Here is a 17,156-nt window from a genome sequence, read left to right as displayed (position 1 = left end):
AGTTTGGCTCGACTTTGCGGCATAAGTTCCACTAATTTATCGTGGATTGCAACCGCCGACAGGCGCGCTATCTCTGGCGACAGCCACAGGTGCATGTTGTACTCACCATGATGGTGATCTTCATCACCTTTTTCCGCCGTACCATGGTCATGGTCGTGGTCATGTTCATCGTCATCAGCCCCTTTTATGAGCAACGGTTTCACGCCCGGCAGCATAGAAATCGTCACCTTTTTGGATTCAGGAAACGCAGTAGCCGTTTTGTCCATAAATGCTTCCATTTCCGGACCAATCCACACCACTAAGTCGGCGTTTCGTAAGCGTTTTGCATCACTTGGGCGCAGCGCATAGTCATGCTCGGACGCCCCGTCCGGCAGTAAAACTTCCGTTGGTGTGACGCCGTCGGCGATAGCGGAAGCGATGAATCCGAGAGGCTTAAGGGAAGCCACGACGGCAGCATTAGCCTGGGTCATTGTCGTGCTGAAAAATGCTGCGGAGAAGGCTGCGAAAAGAAGCGTCTTTTTATGTAACATAATGCGTCTTATGTTCGTAATGAATGAAAGAAGTGTGATATTATAACATTCACTGACTTGTGCAACCCCAAATTGTCATGACGAATCTCGTAACGCTCGAAAATATCTCGGTCTCCTTCGGCCAGCGCCGCGTGCTGTCCGCTATCTCGCTGGCGCTGAAGCCTGGCAAAATTCTTACTCTTCTTGGGCCAAATGGCGCAGGAAAGTCCACTCTTGTGCGCGTGGTGCTCGGGCTGGTAGCACCGGATTCCGGTACTATCAAGCGTGACGGAAAACTGCGGATCGGCTACGTCCCGCAGAAAGTACATCTTGATGCCACCCTGCCCTTAACCGTCAATCGTTTTCTGCGTCTGCGTCCCGGCACGCGCAAAGACGAGATCCTCCCGGCACTAAAACGTGTCCAGGCAGGCCATCTTATGGATGCGCCAATGCAGAAACTTTCCGGTGGGGAAACCCAGCGCGTGCTGCTGGCTCGCGCTCTGCTTAACCGCCCGCAGCTTCTTGTGCTCGATGAGCCAACTCAGGGCGTAGATGTCAACGGCCAGGTTGCGTTGTATGACCTTATCGACCAGCTTCGAACCGAACTCGACTGCGCGGTGCTGATGGTGTCTCATGACCTCCATCTGGTCATGGCGAAAACCGACGAAGTACTGTGCCTGAACCATCACATCTGCTGCTCCGGCACGCCGGAAGTGGTTTCGATGCATCCGGAATTTATTTCGATGTTTGGCCCACGCGGCGCACAGCAGCTCGGCATCTATCGTCATCAGCACAATCACCGCCACGATTTACAGGGACGCATTGTTCTGCGCAGAGGGAACGACCGCTCATGATTGAATTACTGTTTCCCGGCTGGCTCGCCGGGATCATGCTGGCCTGCGCCGCGGGCCCGCTCGGCTCGTTCGTGGTCTGGCGTCGGATGTCCTATTTTGGTGATACGCTGGCGCACGCCTCATTGCTCGGCGTGGCGTTTGGCCTGTTGTTAAACGTGAATCCATTTTATGCCGTTATTGCCGTAACGCTGATTCTGGCAGCAGGTCTGGTGTGGCTTGAGCGCCGCCCTCACCTCGCGGTGGACACGCTGCTCGGAATTATGGCGCACAGCGCATTGTCGCTGGGCCTGGTGGTAGTCAGCCTGATGTCCAACGTGCGCGTCGATCTGATGGCATATCTGTTTGGCGATCTGCTGGCCGTCACGCCACAAGATCTGGTATCCATTGCGCTCGGCGTGATTGTGGTTGTCGCCATTCTGCTCTGGCAGTGGCGAAATCTGCTGTCGATGACCATCAGCCCGGATCTGGCCTTTGTCGACGGCGTGAAGCTCCAGCGCGTTAAGCTGCTGCTGATGCTGGTGACCGCATTGACCATCGGTGTGGCGATGAAGTTTGTCGGCGCGTTGATTATCACTTCGCTACTGATTATTCCTGCCGCCACCGCACGCCGTTTTGCCCGCACGCCGGAGCAGATGGCAGGAATTGCCGTGGGCGTGGGAATGATTGCAGTCACCGGCGGCCTGACGTTCTCGGCGCTCTACGACACGCCCGCTGGGCCTTCAGTGGTGCTCTGCGCCGCCGCGCTGTTTATGCTTAGCATGAGCAAGAAAACGGCGCAGTAGTCTCCATTGCCCGGCGGCGCACTCGTTGCCGGGCATATCATTCATAACCATATCCCGCTAACACTTTCAGCGCATTGATGTCCATCTTCGCAATCCACAGGCAATACTCCCCCACACGACGCCGATCGAGTTCGTCCGGCTGAATAGCGTCGTATTCCCCCTGGCGATATTTATATTTTGAGAAGCACGTGCTGCCCGCTGTCGCGTGAATATGCAACGTCAGTCCGTCAATGAATCCATCGTTATTGCTTTCCATATCCAGAACACGTTCGCGACAATTTTGCAGGTAGTCGCCCCAGCGCTCATTGGCCGCTATCTCCGCGGCATACATTGATAAGACGCTTCTGTACCATCCCGGCCAGGTTCCCCAATTCGCTTTGTCCGGGCCAAAATCCTCTGCCAGCATTCTTGCCCAGTGCATCTGGCGATCGAGAAACGCAATCATCTTGTCGCTGTCGAGCATAACGGAATGACCACAGCCAAAACGGTGATCGTGTCGGACATTGTGACGCTTGCAAAAATCGAGCATTTTCTCTCTGAAATCTGCCCGGAAGTGATAATTTCCTCGCCCATGAACCGGGTAAATCGGCTCAAAATCAGCCAGATAATGCGTCAGAAAAACGTCCGCATCGGTTCTCAGCAGCCAGCGATACTGGCGCAGAAGATCGTTTATATGTGCTCCGCTCAGGCAGGCGATAGAGTTGATGAAGTGATAGTTTTCAAACAACGGTTCAGTCTGAGAGTAAGGCAGAACGGGAAGCGTAATCAGGCCCGGTTCATCCGGAAAGGTACCGCTCAGTGCCGGATGATGTGCGATGACCAGATCTGAACGTTTCCAGCATCCGCTGTAGATCCAGCTTTTATAAAGCCAGGTGAACTCCTCGCGCATCGCTGGCGTATCGTCAATGTAGGTGATGATACCGAGAGATTTACTGCCTGTTTCCATAATATGCTCCCGCCCACGGGGCGAATCCTTTCAGAAGGCGGGAATTATAATAACAATGCGCAGGCGACAGCAGGCATGAGCGAATTGCGCCGCAGAAATCAGATTTCAGCAGCAGCAGTATTCTTAGATGGGTGGCCCGTAGAGGCAGCTGAAAGCCGCCGTTAAGGCATTTCCGGGGGCGTGATGCCGAAGTGATTCCAGGCGCGGACAGTCGCCATACGCCCGCGCGGCGTGCGCTGGATAAAGCCCTGCTGAATCAGGTACGGCTCCAGCACGTCTTCTATCGTTTCACGCTCTTCACCGATTGCCGCCGCCAGGTTATCCAGCCCCACCGGGCCGCCGAAGAATTTGTCGATCACCGCCAGCAGCAGTTTGCGGTCCATGTAGTCGAAGCCTTCCGCATCGACGTTCAGCATGTCCAGCGCCTGGGCGGCAATCTCCAAAGAGATGGTGCCATCGTGGCGTACTTCGGCGAAGTCGCGCACGCGCCGCAGCAGGCGGTTAGCGATACGCGGCGTGCCGCGCGCGCGACGGGCGACTTCCAGCGCGCCTTCATCGCTCATCTCAAGCCCCATAAAGCGGGCGCTGCGCCCGACGATATGCTGTAGATCCGGCACCTGATAAAACTCGAGGCGCTGCACGATGCCGAAGCGGTCGCGCAGCGGCGAAGTCAGCGAGCCAGCGCGAGTTGTCGCACCAATCAGGGTAAACGGCGGGAGATCGATTTTAATGGAGCGTGCCGCGGGGCCTTCGCCAATCATGATATCCAGCTGATAATCTTCCATCGCCGGATAGAGCACTTCTTCGACAACCGGAGAAAGACGGTGAATTTCGTCGATGAACAGCACGTCGTGCGGTTCGAGGTTGGTCAGCATCGCCGCCAGATCGCCCGCCTTTTCCAGCACCGGGCCGGAGGTGGTGCGCAGGTTAACGCCCATTTCGTTGGCGACGATATTGGCAAGGGTTGTTTTACCGAGCCCCGGCGGGCCGAAAATCAGCAGATGATCGAGCGCTTCACCGCGCAGCTTCGCCGCCTGAATAAAGATTTCCATCTGCGAGCGCACCTGCGGCTGGCCGATATACTCTTCCAGCAGCTTCGGGCGAATCGCACGATCGACAACGTCATCAGGGGTAATACTGTCTGCGGAGACCAGGCGGTCAGCTTCAATCATCCGTTACCTCACATCGCGGCGCGAAGCGCGTCGCGGATTAGCGTTTCACTGCTGGCATCCGGCGTGGCAATTTTGCTCACCATCCGGCTGGCTTCCTGTGGTTTATAGCCCAGCGCCACCAGTGCAGCAACCGCTTCCTGTTCGGCATCGTCCGAAGCCTGGCTTGCCGGAGAGGTCAGTACCAGATCGGCGGCTGGCGTAAACAGGTCGCCGTGCAGACCTTTGAAGCGGTCCTTCATTTCCACCACCAGACGCTCGGCGGTTTTCTTCCCGATGCCCGGCAGTTTCACCAGCGCAGCGGAATCTTCACGCTCTACGGCGTTCACAAACTGCGGAGCCGACATGCCGGAAAGGATCGCCAGCGCCAGCTTTGGCCCAACGCCGTTGGTTTTAATCAACTCTTTAAACAGCGTGCGCTCTTGCTTGTTGTTGAAACCAAACAGCAGCTGCGCGTCTTCACGCACCACGAAGTGGGTGAAGATGATGGCCTCTTTGCCCTGATCCGGCAGCTCGTAGAAACAGGTCATCGGCATATGCACTTCATAGCCCACGCCGCCCGCCTCCAGTAAAACCAGCGGGGGTTGTTTTTCAATGATGATGCCTCTGAGTCTGCCGATCACGTGACGCTCCTGCGTATTGAGAGTTAAAGCCAATGCGCTATCATAAAAAAAGGCTGGATGAATATCCAGCCTCTATTCGCTTATTCTAGCGTAATCTTCCGCGCGCCAGGTTGAGCCTTGATTCACTCATCTGCATCGCGTTCTGGCTGATGTGGCAATGCGTGATGGCAATCGCCAGCGCATCGGCGGCATCCGCCTGCGGGTTAGCCGGAAGCTTAAGCAAGGTACGCACCATGTGCTGCACCTGGCTCTTTTCCGCGCCGCCGTTGCCGACGACGGTTTGCTTCACCTGGCGGGCTGCGTACTCAAACACAGGAAGATCCTGGTTTACCGCCGCAACGATCGCCACGCCCCGCGCCTGGCCAAGCTTCAGCGCAGAGTCGGCGTTCTTCGCCATAAACACCTGTTCAATGGCGAAGAAATCCGGCTGGAACTGGGTGATGATTTCCGACACGCCAGCGTAAATCAGCTTCAGGCGCGACGGCAGATCTTCCACTTTGGTGCGAATACAGCCGCTGCCAAGGTAGGTTAGCTGCCGTCCAACCTGACGAATAACGCCGTAACCGGTCACGCGTGAGCCCGGGTCAATGCCGAGAATGATCGCCATCACGCGTCTCCGGTCAGGTCAGATTGACAGTGCGCCATTACAGCGTAGCCGCCACCTCATCAGAGATCTCGCCGTTGTGGTAGACTTCCTGGACGTCGTCACAGTCTTCCAGCATGTCGATCAGGCGCAGCAGTTTTGGTGCGGTTTCCGCGTCCATGTCCGCTTTGGTGGATGGAATCATGGAGACTTCAGCGTTGTCCACTTTCAGGCCAGCCGCTTCCAGCGCGTCTCGCACTGCACCCATTTCTTCCCACGCGGTGTACACGTCAATCGCGCCGTCGTCGAAGGTCACAACGTCTTCCGCACCCGCTTCCAGCGCCGCTTCCATGATCGCGTCTTCGTCGCCCTGCTCGAAGGAAATCACGCCTTTTTTGCTGAACAGGTATGCCACAGAACCATCGGTGCCAAGATTGCCGCCGGTTTTGGTGAAGGCGTGACGCACTTCGGCAACGGTACGGTTACGGTTGTCAGACAGGCATTCCACCATTACCGCGGTGCCGCCAGGGCCGTAACCTTCATAAATGATGGTTTCCATGTTCGCGTCTTCATCGCCGCCCACGCCGCGTGCGATTGCACGGTTCAGGGTGTCACGCGTCATGTTATTGGACAGCGCTTTGTCGATGGCCGCACGCAGACGTGGGTTAGAGCCCGCATCGCCGCCGCCCAGACGCGCAGCGGTAACCAGCTCGCGAATGATTTTGGTGAAGATCTTACCGCGCTTGGCATCCTGTGCCGCTTTGCGGTGCTTGGTGTTGGCCCATTTACTATGACCTGCCATAAAAATATTCTCCGAAAAGAGCAGCCCTCAGGCCGCTTTAATTACAAATTCTTCAATCGCCTGCCGGTTGCTCCACGATTTGGTGAGTGCGACGGCCTCAGCCGCAGCAACCCAGCGCCAGGCGAGATGTTCACTGATCTCTGGCTGACGTTCGTGAGGCAGCGCAAGACAGAACCACGATTCCGTATTGCGCTCAGTGCCTGGAGCATAGCGATGACGTAAATGCGTAAAGATTTCAAACTCCACCGTGCGCTGACAGTCGATTAAGGCCAGCTGCTCGTCGGCAACGTCAATGGCGACCTCTTCCTTTACTTCACGTACGGCGGCCTGCAACGCGGTTTCACCTTCTTCAAGGCTGCCGGTAACCGACTGCCAGAACGCTGGATCGTCGCGTCGCTGCAACATCAGCACCCGCTTCGTGTCCTGGGCATAAATCACCACTAAAACAGAAACCGGGCGCTTGAATGTCATTTTACTTGTTCTCCGCAGACTCTTTTGCCTCTTTCGCCACAACCTGGATACCCAGTTCGCTCAGAGAAGCCGGATTAGCGAAGCTTGGCGCTTCGGTCATCAGGCACGCTGCCGCGGTGGTTTTCGGGAAGGCGATAACATCACGGATGTTGTCGGTGCCGGTCAGCAGCATGGTCAGACGGTCCAGACCAAACGCCAGGCCCGCGTGCGGCGGCGTGCCGTACTTCAGGGCGTCTAACAGGAAGCCGAACTTCTCGCGCTGTTCCTGTTCGTTGATGCCCAGAATGCCGAACACAGTCTGCTGCATTTCACCGCTGTGGATACGGACCGAACCGCCACCCACTTCATAGCCATTAATGACCATATCGTAGGCATTCGCCACGGCGTCTTCAGCAGAGGTTTTCAGCTCAGATGCCGTCATGTCTTTTGGTGACGTGAACGGATGGTGCATCGCGGTCAGGCCGCCTTCGCCGTCGTCTTCGAACATCGGGAAGTCAATAACCCACAGCGGCGCCCATTTGGCTTCGTCAGTGATGCTCAGATCTTTACCGACTTTCAGGCGCAGCGCACCCATCGAGTCTGCAACCACTTTTTTGTTGTCCGCGCCGAAGAAGATCATGTCGCCATCCTGCGCACCGGTGCGGTTCAGGATCTCTTCAATGATTTCAGCGTTGAGGAATTTTGCAACCGGGCTGGTGATGCCTTCCAGACCTTTTGCACGCTCGGTGACTTTAATATAGGCCAGACCTTTCGCGCCGTAGATCTTAATGAAGTTGCCGTAGTCGTCGATCTGCTTACGGCTCAGGCTCGCACCGCCAGGAACGCGCAGTGCGGCAACGCGGCCTTTGGCATCATTTGCCGGGCCAGCAAACACGGCAAACTCAACGCTTTTCAGCAGGTCAGCAACATCGACCAGCTCCATCGGGTTACGCAGGTCTGGCTTATCGGAACCGTAACGACGCTCGGCTTCGGCAAAGGTCATGATCGGGAAATCACCCAGATCCACGCCTTTGATTTCCAGCCACAGCTGACGCACCATCGCTTCCATCACTTCACGCACCTGAGGGGCAGTCATGAAGGACGTTTCAACGTCGATCTGAGTAAATTCAGGCTGGCGGTCGGCGCGCAGGTCTTCGTCACGGAAGCATTTCACAATCTGATAATAGCGATCGAAACCGGACATCATCAGCAGCTGTTTGAACAGCTGAGGAGACTGTGGCAGCGCATAGAACTTGCCTTTGTGCACGCGGGATGGCACCAGATAGTCACGCGCGCCTTCCGGCGTGGCTTTGGTCAGCATCGGGGTTTCGATATCGAGGAAACCGTGGTCATCCATAAAGCGGCGCACGAAGCTGGTGATTTTGGCGCGAGTCTTCAGGCGGTTTGCCATTTCCGGACGACGCAGGTCGAGATAGCGGTACTTCAGACGCGCTTCTTCGGTGTTAACGTGGTTAGAATCGAGCGGCAGAGCGTCTGAACGGTTGATGATCTCGAGGTCAGATGCCAGCACTTCGATTTCGCCTGTCGCCATATCGGCGTTGACGTTTTTCGCATCACGCGCACGCACGGTGCCGGTGACTTTAATGCAGAACTCATTACGCAGTTCGGAAGCCAGCTTTAGGGCTTCGGCCGTGTCCGGATCGAAAAACACCTGCACGATGCCTTCGCGGTCACGCATATCGATGAAGATAAGGCTGCCGAGATCACGGCGGCGGTTGACCCAACCACACAGAGTCACCTGCTGCCCAACGTGGGACTGACGCAGCTGCCCGCAATATTCTGTACGCATGAGAGTTCCCTTAACTTAGCCGCAGGCACACCTGTCGCAGCTTTAGCTGAATGTCACAACTGGATGAAAAAAGGGGGCTATTATACTGGAAATTCTGGCTCAGGATAAGTCCGTCGCGCACCAGGCGCACGTTTGCTGTACGCTCTTCGTGCCTGCTCACAAAAATTAACAATTTTGTGACGCGGCCAGGACGCCTCTCAGCGTATGGTTAGCGGCCTAATCAAGTGATTTAACGGGGATGATGATGATTGAACTGAACGCAAAAAAAACCGCGCTGGTCGTGATTGATCTTCAGGAAGGCATTCTGCCTTTCGCGGGCGGACCGCACACGGCTGACGACGTGGTCGCGAAATCGGCGAAGCTCGCCGAGAAATGTCGCGCGCAGGGATCGCCCGTTGTCATGGTCCGCGTCGGCTGGTCTGCTGATTTCGCCGAAGCGTTGAAGCAGCCTGTGGATGCCCAGGCTGCCGCTCATGCGCTGCCAGACAACTGGTGGACATACCCGCAGGCGCTGGGTAAAAAAGAGAGCGATATTGAAGTAACCAAGCGTCAGTGGGGCGCGTTCTACGGCACCGACCTGGAGCTGCAGCTGCGTCGTCGCGGAATCGACACCATTATTCTCTGCGGCATTTCCACCAATATCGGCGTGGAATCCACCGCCCGCAACGCGTGGGAACTGGGCTTTAACTTAGTGATTGCCGAAGATGCGTGCAGCGCAGCAAGCGCCGACCAGCATCAGGGCAGTATGAAAAACATCTTCCCGCGTCTGGGTCGCGTGCGCAGCACAGAGGAAATTATCTCTTCCCTATGAGTAACTCTAAGATTTTCGCGTTGCAGAAAGGCGGCAAACCTGTAAATCCCCGGGAGCTTACTGAAGTAAGTGACCGGGGTGAACAGGTGCAGCCAACGCATTTGCAGCGTGAAAAGCGACGAGTTTATATCGGCCTGCCGCAATGGTCGCACCCTAAATGGGTGCGCCTTGGCATCACCAGCCTCGAAGAGTACGCCCGCCACTTTAACTGTGTGGAGGGTAACACCACGCTCTATGCCCTGCCCCGCGCAGAAATCGTTCAGCGCTGGCGCGAGCAAACCACCGACGCGTTTCGTTTCTGCTTTAAATTCCCGGCAACGATAAGCCATCAGGCCTCGCTCAGGCATTGCGACGATTTAACGGCCGAATTTTTCGATCGCATGCATCCGCTGGCTAACCGCATCGGTCAGTACTGGCTGCAGCTGCCCGCCACGTTTGCACCGGCTGATTTGCCGGCGCTGTGGCAGTTTCTTGATACGTTACCGAAGGAGTTTACCTACGGGGTGGAAGTCCGCCATCAACGCTTTTTCACCAAAGGCGAAGAGGAGAAGCAGCTCAACCGCGGTCTGCACGAGCGCGGCGTGAATCGGGTGATACTCGACAGCCGACCGGTTCACAGCGCCGTTCCGCACAGTGAAGCCATCATTGAAGCCCAGCGTAAAAAACCGAAGGTGCATGTTCATGCCGTGGTGACGGCGCAAAATCCGATGGTGCGCTTTATCGGCAGCGACAACATGCTGCAAAACCGTGAAATGTTTGCCGTCTGGCTGAAAGCGCTGCCAAAGTGGGCGGCCAGCACTACGCCGTACCTTTTCCTGCACACACCGGATATAGCTCAGGCGCCAGAACTGGTGGACACCCTGTGGGCAGATTTACGGCAGGCTCTGCCGGAGATTGGCCCGGCTCCCGCCATCCCGCAGCAAACTTCGCTTTTTTGAGTTATTCTTCCTGCCAGAATCAGAGCCATCAGTCAGTAAAGGGAGTTTGTATGGTTAGCGCGCTTTACGCCGTATTAGGTGCGTTGCTGTTAATTAAGTTTTCTTTCGACGTGGTTCGCCTGCGCCAGCAGTATCGCGTCGCCTACGGTGACGGCGGCTTCAGCGAACTGCAAAGCGCCATCCGCATTCACGGTAACGCGGTGGAATATATCCCCATTGGCCTGCTGTTACTGCTGTTTATGGAGATGAACGGCGCGGAAACCTGGATGGTGCACGTCTGCGGGCTGCTGCTGATTGCCGGACGCCTGATGCACTATTACGGCTTCCACCATCGACTGTTTCGCTGGCGGCGCTCGGCGATGAGCGCCACCTGGTGTTCGCTTGTGCTGATGGTGCTGGCAAACCTCTGGTATCTGCCCTGGGAGTTGGTTTTCTCCCTGCGTTAGCGCACAATACGCCGTTTTTTATTTTCTGGAATCACGTTATGCCCCATCGCGACACGCTTTTTTCTGCTCCGATCGCAAGCCTGGGCGACTGGACCTTTGATGAACGGGTAGCCGAAGTCTTCCCCGACATGATCCAGCGTTCCGTACCAGGCTACTCCAATATCATTTCGATGATAGGCATGCTGGCGGAGCGTTTTGTTCAGCCCGACACACAGGTGTATGACCTCGGCTGCTCTCTCGGCGCCGCAACCCTGTCGATTCGCCGTAATATCGCCGCTGAAGGCTGCAAAATCATCGGTATTGATAACTCCCCGGCAATGGTCGAGCGCTGCCGTCGTCATATTGATGCTTATAAAGCCCCGACCCCGGTGGAGATTATTGAAGGCGACATCCGTGACGTTCAGATTGAGAACGCCTCGATGGTGGTCCTCAACTTCACCCTGCAATTCCTCGAGCCCGCAGAGCGCCAGGCGTTGCTGACGAAAATCTGTCAGGGCCTTAACCCAGGCGGAGCGCTGGTGCTGTCGGAGAAATTCAGCTTCGAAGACCAAAAAGTCGGCGAGTTGCTGTTCAATATGCATCATGACTTCAAGCGGGCGAATGGCTACAGCGAGCTGGAGATCAGCCAGAAGCGCAGCATGCTGGAAAACGTGATGCTTACCGATTCAGTGGAAACCCATAAAGCGCGCCTGCATACCGCCGGGTTTGCCCACAGCGAGCTATGGTTCCAGTGCTTTAACTTCGGTTCGCTGGTCGCGCTGAAAGCCGGAGCAGACGAATGATCGAGTTTGGCAATTTCTATCAGTTGATCGCCAAAGATCCGCTGCTCTCCCGCTGGCTGGAAACGCTGCCTGCCCAGATTGGCGCCTGGCAGCGTGAAGGCGTCCACGGTCTGATGAAGCAGTGGTCGCGCGCCGTAGAGTTTATGCCGGAAATTCAGCCGTGGAAGCTGGATTTGCTGCACAGCGTCACCGCGGAAAGCGAAACGCCGTTAAGCGAAGGCCAGAAGACGCGCATGGAAGTGCTGCTGCGCAACCTGATGCCGTGGCGCAAAGGGCCATTTTCACTGTACGGCGTTGATATCGACACCGAATGGCGCTCCGACTGGAAATGGGATCGCGTGCTGCCTCATCTGTCTGATTTAACCGGCCGCACCATTCTCGACGTGGGCTGCGGCAGCGGTTATCACATGTGGCGCATGATTGGCGCAGGCGCGAAGCTCGCGGTCGGTATCGACCCGACTCAGCTTTTCCTCTGTCAGTTCGAAGCGGTGCGTAAGCTGCTGGGCAACGATCAGCGCGCGCACCTGTTGCCGCTCGGCATTGAACAGCTCCCTGCGCTTAATGCGTTTGATACCGTCTTCTCGATGGGCGTGCTGTATCACCGCCGATCGCCGCTTGAGCACCTGTGGCAGCTAAAAGACCAGCTGGTCAGCGAAGGCGAGCTGGTGCTGGAAACGCTAGTTGTCGAAGGCGATGAAAACACCGTGCTGGTACCGGGTGACCGCTACGCACAGATGCGCAACGTCTACTTCATTCCGTCGGCTCCGGCGCTGAAGCAGTGGCTGGAAAAATGCGGGTTTGTTGACGTGCGAATTGTGGACATGAACGTCACCAGCACCGAAGAGCAGCGCCGCACCGAGTGGATGGTCACCGAGTCGCTCGCCGACTTCCTCGACCCGAACGACAACAGCAAAACCATTGAAGGCTACCCTGCTCCGCTGCGGGCGGTGATTGTGGCGAAAAAGCCATAAATTACCGGATGGCACTTTCGCTTATCCAGCCTACCGATTCGTACTTGTAGGCCCGTGCAAGCTAAGCGCCGCCGGGCATCAGATAAAAAAAGGCCCCTGTTAATGGCAGGGGCCTGGTACAAATAAGCATCACATTGGGCGACATGATGCACGGTAAAATCACTGTGGCTTGTAGCGGTCAACGATCGCCTTCATCTCTGCTACCGATTCGCCGTTGACGGCGTATCGTGAATACTCATCTGCCGTCGGGTCTGTCGACATCGATAATCCCGGATTGCGGTACTGCATCGCCGAAGGCACCCACTGCCCGGCAGAGCTGTGAACCTCTCGTATTCCTGCATCAAGGAACAACGCCAGATTACCGGCGCGCACGCCAGCACCTGCCATAATGATTGGAGCATCACTGCGGGTAATAAGTTCCCGAAGAAGTGAAAGTCCTTTTTCCGCCGACGGCTGCTGCCCTGAGGTCAGCACACGCGCCACCCCAAGTTCAGCCAGATTATCAAAGGCCTGCTGCGGATCCGCGCACATATCAAACGCGCGATGAAAAGTGACTGCCAGATCGCCTGCGGCTTCCATGACCTGACGCATCCGCGGCATATCCACATTGCCTTGCGCATCCAGAAGGCCAATCACCAGCCCCGGAAAGCCAAGTCCACGTACGGTGCGCACATCTTCGAGCATGGCGGCAAATTCGCCGTCGGTGTAGCAAAAATCGCCGCCGCGCGGGCGAATAATCGGGTGCACGGGAATCGTCACCTGCTGGCGCACCGATTTCAGCACGCCCAGCGACGGCGTCAGGCCCCCTTCCAGCGGCGCGGCGCACAGCTCAATGCGGTCTGCGCCTCTGTTCTGCGCCTCACGCGCACACTCCATGCTGTAACAGCACACTTCCAGCAAAGCCATTCCCTTCTCCTTTTCTGACGGGTGCGACATCATGACACACTCTTTTGGCGCAGATGCCGCGTAAGCTCACATTGTTGTATCGCCTGCTTCGCTGGCAACAATCTCTTCAATGGACCACGGGTGGAATTTGATCGTTACTTTGCCGTCTGTCACCGCAAGCGTTGGGTTCGGCAGGCGTTCACGCTCACCTTTTGGTGAACTGGTTTTGACGAAAATACCCGGCTGGCTTAACCCCTCATCGGAGAGCAGCGCCAGCGCCCGCGCGTTCAGCGTTTCCGGCTCACCGGGCAGAACGATTTCGATGTGTTCCCAGCCTTCATGCGGATAGCGCTTTTCACCCGGCCACGGCAGCTCAACAACCGTGAACTGCCAGTGCGCCACGCAAACCGGCTCATGCAATTTGAACAGGCAAATCGGACGACCGTTGATAATGTTCTCAGACAGCAGTTCGCCACACTGTTCAAAACCGTTACGCCAGCGTTCCGCCGTGGCGTTCTGGTGGCAGCGCAGCGAGATGTGGTCTGCGTTCAGCGGGCCGGTTTCCAGCCCAAGGCGGGCCGTCAGTTCATGCAGCGCCTGCTCAAAACGCGGCAAGTCCGCGTGAATATCCTGTAGAGCCTCGATTGTTTGCCAGTTCACATACTCACCTTTGCTTTGTTTTGCAGGCCGCTAATTTACCCTGTTGTACTGGCACAACCAACTGCTGATTAACCCACCGCGCCAGGGCTGACGGCATGGTGCAAATGCAGTATACTGTCGGGCTTAATTTCTCCCCATTTCGGCGCTGCCTGTGCTTTCGCGCAGCGCCATAACGTAAGGTATTCCGGTGAATATTCAGGCGCTTCTCTCAGAAAAAGTCAGTCAGGCGATGATTGCGGCAGGTGCACCTGCCGATTGCGAACCGCAGGTTCGTCAGTCAGCCAAAGTTCAGTTCGGCGACTATCAGGCCAACGGCATGATGGCCGTTGCCAAAAAACTGGGCATGGCGCCACGACAGCTTGCAGAGCAGGTTCTGACCCACCTCGATCTCAGCGGCATCGCCAGCAAGGTTGAAATTGCCGGTCCGGGCTTTATCAATATTTTCCTCGATCCGGCGTTTCTGGCCCAGGGCGTAAACGATGCGCTGAAATCCGATCGTCTTGGCGTGGCGAAGCCTGAAGCCCAGACCATCGTTATCGACTACTCTGCGCCGAACGTAGCCAAAGAAATGCACGTCGGTCACCTGCGTTCCACCATTATCGGCGATGCTGCCGTCCGTACTCAGGAATTCCTCGGCCATAAAGTGATCCGCGCCAACCACGTCGGCGACTGGGGTACCCAGTTCGGGATGCTGATTGCCTGGCTGGAAAAACAGCAGCAGGACAACGCCGGTGAAATGGCGCTGGCCGATCTCGAAGGCTTCTACCGTGATGCGAAAAAGCACTACGACGAAGATGAAGCCTTTGCCGAGCGCGCCCGTAACTACGTGGTGAAATTGCAGGGCGGCGATGCGTACTTCCTCGAGATGTGGCGCAAGCTGGTCGACATCACCATGACGCAAAACCAGATCACCTACGATCGCCTGAACGTCACCCTCACCCGCGACGACGTCATGGGTGAAAGCCTGTACAACCCCATGCTGCCGGGCATTGTGGCAGACCTGAAGGCCAAAGGCCTGGCGGTTGAGAGCGAAGGCGCGACCGTGGTGTTCCTTGATGAGTACAAAAACAAGGACGGCGACCCGATGGGCGTCATCATCCAGAAAAAGGATGGCGGCTACCTCTACACCACCACCGATATCGCCTGCGCGAAATATCGCTATGAAAACCTGCATGCCGATCGCGTGCTCTATTACATCGACTCGCGCCAGCACCAGCACCTGATGCAGGCCTGGACCATCGTACGTAAAGCCGGTTACGTGCCGGAAAGCGTGCCGCTGGAGCACCACATGTTCGGCATGATGCTGGGCAAAGACGGCAAGCCGTTCAAAACCCGCGCCGGTGGCACCGTGAAGCTCGCCGATCTGCTGGACGAAGCGCTCGAACGAGCCCGCAAACTGGTTGCCGAGAAAAACCCGGACATGCCGGCCGACGAGCTGGAAAAACTGGCCAATACCGTCGGTATCGGTGCGGTGAAATACGCGGATCTCTCCAAAAACCGCACCACCGATTACGTATTCGACTGGGACAACATGCTGGCATTCGAAGGCAATACCGCGCCGTACATGCAGTACGCCTACACCCGCGTGCTGTCCGTATTCCGTAAAGCGGAGCTGGATGAGAGCGCCATCGTCAACGCCAGCGTAGTCATTACCGAAGATCGCGAAGCCCAGCTGGCTGCGCGCCTGCTGCAGTTCGAAGAAACCCTGAACGTGGTTGCCCGTGAAGGTACGCCGCACGTGATGTGCGCATACCTCTACGATCTGGCCGGTCTTTTCTCCGGCTTCTACGAGCATTGCCCGATTCTGAGCGCTGAAAGCGAAGAAGTGCGTAACAGTCGCCTCAAGCTGGCGCTGCTGACCGCGAAAACGCTGAAGCTTGGTCTGGATACCCTCGGTATCGACACCGTAGAGCGGATGTAACAACCCATTGCCTGATGTCGTTTCGCTTATCAGGCCTGCAAAAAACCGGCATTCGTTGCCGGTTTTTTTATGCTCAGAAATACTTCCGCAAATATTCCGTCAGGCAAAGGATCGCCATCGCCTGGCCATAGGGCATCGAGGTCAGCGGGATCTGGCGGTAAAAGTCCAGATTGCTACCCATCCCGGTGCCAAACGACGTCTGCAGCAGCTCCCCTTCCGGTGAGATATTCGCCACAATGCCGCGAATCGCTTTCTCAGCCACTTCCGCGTATTCCCCGGTCACGTAGCGCTTGCGCACCGATTTCAGAATGCCGTAAGCAAAGCCCGCCGTGGCGGAAGCCTCAAGATAGGAGTGCGGGTCGTCGAGCAGCGTATGCCACAGACCGCTGTCATCCTGGCACTTCGCCAGCGCGGCAATCTGTGCATTCAGCACCTGCACCAGGTAACGGTGCACGGCGTTGTTTTCCGGGAGATCCACAAGCTCAAGAAAATCCGGAATGACGATGGTCAGCCAGCTGTTGCCCCTGGCCCAGCGCGCATTAGCAAAGTTATGTTTCCCGTCGTAGCTCCAGCCGTGGAACCAGAGCCCCGTCTGCTTGTCCATCAGGTTTTGCACGTGCAGCAGAAACTGATAGACCGCCTCCTCCACGTATTCCGGCTTATTCAGCAGCTTGCCGATTTTCGCCAGCGGCAGAACGGTCATCATCAGCGTGTCATCCCACATCTGCTGATGGTTTTCTTCCGCCAGGGTGATGTGCTGCATCCCGCCGTGCCCGGTGCGCGGCATGTCGTACATCGCCCACTCCGCCCAGCTTTCGAGCCACGGCAGATACTGTGGATTTTTTGTCTCCTCGTAGCGCCAGGCCAGCGTCAGGAACGGCGCCATGGTATTGACGTTTTTGGTGGTTGCCCCTTCGGCAAAACGGTCAGCAAACCAGCCGTCGATGATGTCACGCATCTGCTCATCACCGGTTTGCTGAAAATACTGGTGAATGCCGTAGAGCCCGACGCCGTGGGTCCACTCCCACCCCGCCCAGCCTTTGGTGTCAATCACCCGCCCATCGTCAAGGCGCAGCAGGAACGCCCCACTCTCATCCTTGATGTTGACCAGATTGTGCGTGACCTTCTGGATCAGCGCTTTCAGTTCGTCCCGGGCGATAAAGCGCTCCGGCTGACGCAGTAATGGGCTGTGTTTGACAGGCCAGACTTTCATT

Annotated in this window: 19 protein-coding genes; 8 read left to right on the top strand and 11 right to left on the bottom strand. The window is 56.7% G+C overall.

The genetic code is table 11. The features are described from left to right. Nucleotides 1-530 (bottom strand): metal ABC transporter solute-binding protein, Zn/Mn family (locus tag RTU33_RS11640; protein ID WP_312627481.1); only part of this gene is annotated, 530 nt, incomplete at its 3' end. 77 nt (nt 531-607) lie between these two features. Between RTU33_RS11640 and znuC the strand changes: the two genes are divergently transcribed. Then, entirely contained in the window at nt 608-1,363 is a 756-nt protein-coding gene (znuC, locus tag RTU33_RS11635; protein WP_312627479.1) for a zinc ABC transporter ATP-binding protein ZnuC, read from the top strand. Then, nucleotides 1,360-2,145, top strand: a complete 786-nt coding sequence (gene znuB / locus RTU33_RS11630; protein WP_312627477.1) for a zinc ABC transporter permease subunit ZnuB — start codon at nt 1,360-1,362, stop codon at nt 2,143-2,145. Before znuC ends, znuB begins: the two co-directional genes overlap by 4 nt. Before the next feature lie 37 nt (nt 2,146-2,182). On the opposite strand, the gene RTU33_RS11625 is transcribed toward znuB, so the two are convergent. The 7 genes from RTU33_RS11625 to aspS form a co-directional block, all read right to left on the bottom strand. Further along, nucleotides 2,183-3,091, bottom strand: coding sequence for a hypothetical protein (locus tag RTU33_RS11625; protein WP_312627475.1), 909 nt, complete (start codon nt 3,089-3,091; stop codon nt 2,183-2,185). Nucleotides 3,092-3,252: 161 nt separating this feature from the next. Continuing rightward, nucleotides 3,253-4,263, bottom strand: a complete 1,011-nt coding sequence (gene ruvB, locus RTU33_RS11620; protein WP_312627473.1) for a Holliday junction branch migration DNA helicase RuvB — start codon at nt 4,261-4,263, stop codon at nt 3,253-3,255. A gap of 8 nt (nt 4,264-4,271) precedes the next feature. Beyond that, nucleotides 4,272-4,883 (bottom strand): Holliday junction branch migration protein RuvA, encoded by a 612-nt coding sequence (gene ruvA / locus RTU33_RS11615; RefSeq protein ID WP_312627471.1) that lies wholly within the window; start codon nt 4,881-4,883, stop codon nt 4,272-4,274. An 85-nt stretch (nt 4,884-4,968) separates the two neighbouring features. Beyond that, nucleotides 4,969-5,490, bottom strand: coding sequence for a crossover junction endodeoxyribonuclease RuvC (gene ruvC, locus RTU33_RS11610; protein ID WP_097163833.1), 522 nt, complete (start codon nt 5,488-5,490; stop codon nt 4,969-4,971). A gap of 37 nt (nt 5,491-5,527) precedes the next feature. Then, entirely contained in the window at nt 5,528-6,268 is a 741-nt protein-coding gene (locus RTU33_RS11605) for a YebC/PmpR family DNA-binding transcriptional regulator (protein ID WP_312627468.1), read from the bottom strand. 27 nt (nt 6,269-6,295) lie between these two features. After that, on the bottom strand, nt 6,296-6,739 hold the full coding sequence (gene nudB, locus RTU33_RS11600) for a dihydroneopterin triphosphate diphosphatase (RefSeq protein WP_312627466.1): 444 nt from the start codon (nt 6,737-6,739) through the stop codon (nt 6,296-6,298). Between the two features lies 1 nt (nt 6,740). After that, nucleotides 6,741-8,528, bottom strand: coding sequence for an aspartate--tRNA ligase (aspS, locus tag RTU33_RS11595; protein WP_312627464.1), 1,788 nt, complete (start codon nt 8,526-8,528; stop codon nt 6,741-6,743). A 244-nt stretch (nt 8,529-8,772) separates the two neighbouring features. Between aspS and RTU33_RS11590 the strand changes: the two genes are divergently transcribed. The 5 genes from RTU33_RS11590 to cmoB are packed head-to-tail and all read left to right on the top strand — an operon-like array spanning nt 8,773 to nt 12,476. Continuing rightward, the gene (locus RTU33_RS11590; protein ID WP_312627491.1) at nt 8,773-9,339 is read left to right on the top strand and encodes a hydrolase; all 567 of its coding nucleotides are present in this window, start codon (nt 8,773-8,775) and stop codon (nt 9,337-9,339) included. Beyond that, nucleotides 9,336-10,277 (top strand): DUF72 domain-containing protein, encoded by a 942-nt coding sequence (locus RTU33_RS11585; protein ID WP_312627462.1) that lies wholly within the window; start codon nt 9,336-9,338, stop codon nt 10,275-10,277. The genes RTU33_RS11590 and RTU33_RS11585 overlap by 4 nt, the downstream gene beginning before the upstream one ends. A 50-nt stretch (nt 10,278-10,327) precedes the next feature. After that, the gene (locus RTU33_RS11580; protein WP_312627461.1) at nt 10,328-10,723 is read left to right on the top strand and encodes an MAPEG family protein; all 396 of its coding nucleotides are present in this window, start codon (nt 10,328-10,330) and stop codon (nt 10,721-10,723) included. Nucleotides 10,724-10,761: 38 nt separating this feature from the next. Continuing rightward, complete coding sequence (gene cmoA / locus RTU33_RS11575; protein ID WP_312627459.1) at nt 10,762-11,505, top strand: carboxy-S-adenosyl-L-methionine synthase CmoA; 744 nt, start codon at nt 10,762-10,764, stop codon at nt 11,503-11,505. Continuing rightward, nucleotides 11,502-12,476: a tRNA 5-methoxyuridine(34)/uridine 5-oxyacetic acid(34) synthase CmoB gene (gene cmoB, locus RTU33_RS11570; protein WP_312627457.1), complete on the top strand. Its 975-nt coding sequence runs from the start codon at nt 11,502-11,504 to the stop codon at nt 12,474-12,476. The genes cmoA and cmoB overlap by 4 nt, the downstream gene beginning before the upstream one ends. Nucleotides 12,477-12,635: 159 nt before the next feature. Here cmoB and cutC read toward each other — a convergent pair whose 3' ends face one another. Together cutC and RTU33_RS11560 are read right to left on the bottom strand one after the other, a co-directional pair. After that, the gene (gene cutC, locus RTU33_RS11565) at nt 12,636-13,382 is read right to left on the bottom strand and encodes a copper homeostasis protein CutC (protein WP_312627456.1); all 747 of its coding nucleotides are present in this window, start codon (nt 13,380-13,382) and stop codon (nt 12,636-12,638) included. A 66-nt stretch (nt 13,383-13,448) separates the two neighbouring features. Beyond that, nucleotides 13,449-14,021 carry a VOC family protein gene (locus tag RTU33_RS11560; protein ID WP_312627455.1) on the bottom strand — a complete coding sequence of 191 codons (573 nt, stop codon included), beginning with the start codon at nt 14,019-14,021 and terminating at the stop codon, nt 13,449-13,451. 187 nt (nt 14,022-14,208) lie between these two features. Here RTU33_RS11560 and argS point away from each other — a divergent pair, with 187 nt between their 5' ends. Further along, on the top strand, nt 14,209-15,942 hold the full coding sequence (gene argS, locus RTU33_RS11555; RefSeq protein WP_312627453.1) for an arginine--tRNA ligase: 1,734 nt from the start codon (nt 14,209-14,211) through the stop codon (nt 15,940-15,942). A 73-nt stretch (nt 15,943-16,015) separates the two neighbouring features. Here argS and RTU33_RS11550 read toward each other — a convergent pair whose 3' ends face one another. Beyond that, nucleotides 16,016-17,155, bottom strand: coding sequence for a glycoside hydrolase family 105 protein (locus RTU33_RS11550; RefSeq protein WP_312627452.1), 1,140 nt, complete (start codon nt 17,153-17,155; stop codon nt 16,016-16,018). Nucleotide 17,156: the final 1 nt, after the last annotated feature.

Source organism: Scandinavium sp. (assembly GCF_032012665.1).
Classification (GTDB): Bacteria; Pseudomonadota; Gammaproteobacteria; order Enterobacterales; family Enterobacteriaceae; genus Scandinavium.
Note: the sequence above shows the minus strand (reverse complement) of the source record. Positions and strands in the feature narration are given on the sequence as shown.

Excerpts from the sequence above, each read along its gene's own strand:
- znuC (WP_312627479.1), top strand. The coding sequence starts at position 608 with ATGACGAATCTCGTAACGCTCGAAAATATCTCGGTCTCCTTCGGCCAG.
- znuB (WP_312627477.1), top strand. The coding sequence starts at position 1,360 with ATGATTGAATTACTGTTTCCCGGCTGGCTCGCCGGGATCATGCTGGCC.
- RTU33_RS11625 (WP_312627475.1), bottom strand. The coding sequence starts at position 3,091 with ATGGAAACAGGCAGTAAATCTCTCGGTATCATCACCTACATTGACGAT.
- ruvB (WP_312627473.1), bottom strand. The coding sequence starts at position 4,263 with ATGATTGAAGCTGACCGCCTGGTCTCCGCAGACAGTATTACCCCTGAT.
- ruvC (WP_097163833.1), bottom strand. The coding sequence starts at position 5,490 with ATGGCGATCATTCTCGGCATTGACCCGGGCTCACGCGTGACCGGTTAC.
- RTU33_RS11605 (WP_312627468.1), bottom strand. The coding sequence starts at position 6,268 with ATGGCAGGTCATAGTAAATGGGCCAACACCAAGCACCGCAAAGCGGCA.
- nudB (WP_312627466.1), bottom strand. The coding sequence starts at position 6,739 with ATGACATTCAAGCGCCCGGTTTCTGTTTTAGTGGTGATTTATGCCCAG.
- aspS (WP_312627464.1), bottom strand. The coding sequence starts at position 8,528 with ATGCGTACAGAATATTGCGGGCAGCTGCGTCAGTCCCACGTTGGGCAG.
- RTU33_RS11590 (WP_312627491.1), top strand. The coding sequence starts at position 8,773 with ATGATTGAACTGAACGCAAAAAAAACCGCGCTGGTCGTGATTGATCTT.
- RTU33_RS11585 (WP_312627462.1), top strand. The coding sequence starts at position 9,336 with ATGAGTAACTCTAAGATTTTCGCGTTGCAGAAAGGCGGCAAACCTGTA.
- RTU33_RS11580 (WP_312627461.1), top strand. The coding sequence starts at position 10,328 with ATGGTTAGCGCGCTTTACGCCGTATTAGGTGCGTTGCTGTTAATTAAG.
- cmoA (WP_312627459.1), top strand. The coding sequence starts at position 10,762 with ATGCCCCATCGCGACACGCTTTTTTCTGCTCCGATCGCAAGCCTGGGC.
- cmoB (WP_312627457.1), top strand. The coding sequence starts at position 11,502 with ATGATCGAGTTTGGCAATTTCTATCAGTTGATCGCCAAAGATCCGCTG.
- cutC (WP_312627456.1), bottom strand. The coding sequence starts at position 13,382 with ATGGCTTTGCTGGAAGTGTGCTGTTACAGCATGGAGTGTGCGCGTGAG.
- RTU33_RS11550 (WP_312627452.1), bottom strand. The coding sequence starts at position 17,155 with ATGAAAGTCTGGCCTGTCAAACACAGCCCATTACTGCGTCAGCCGGAG.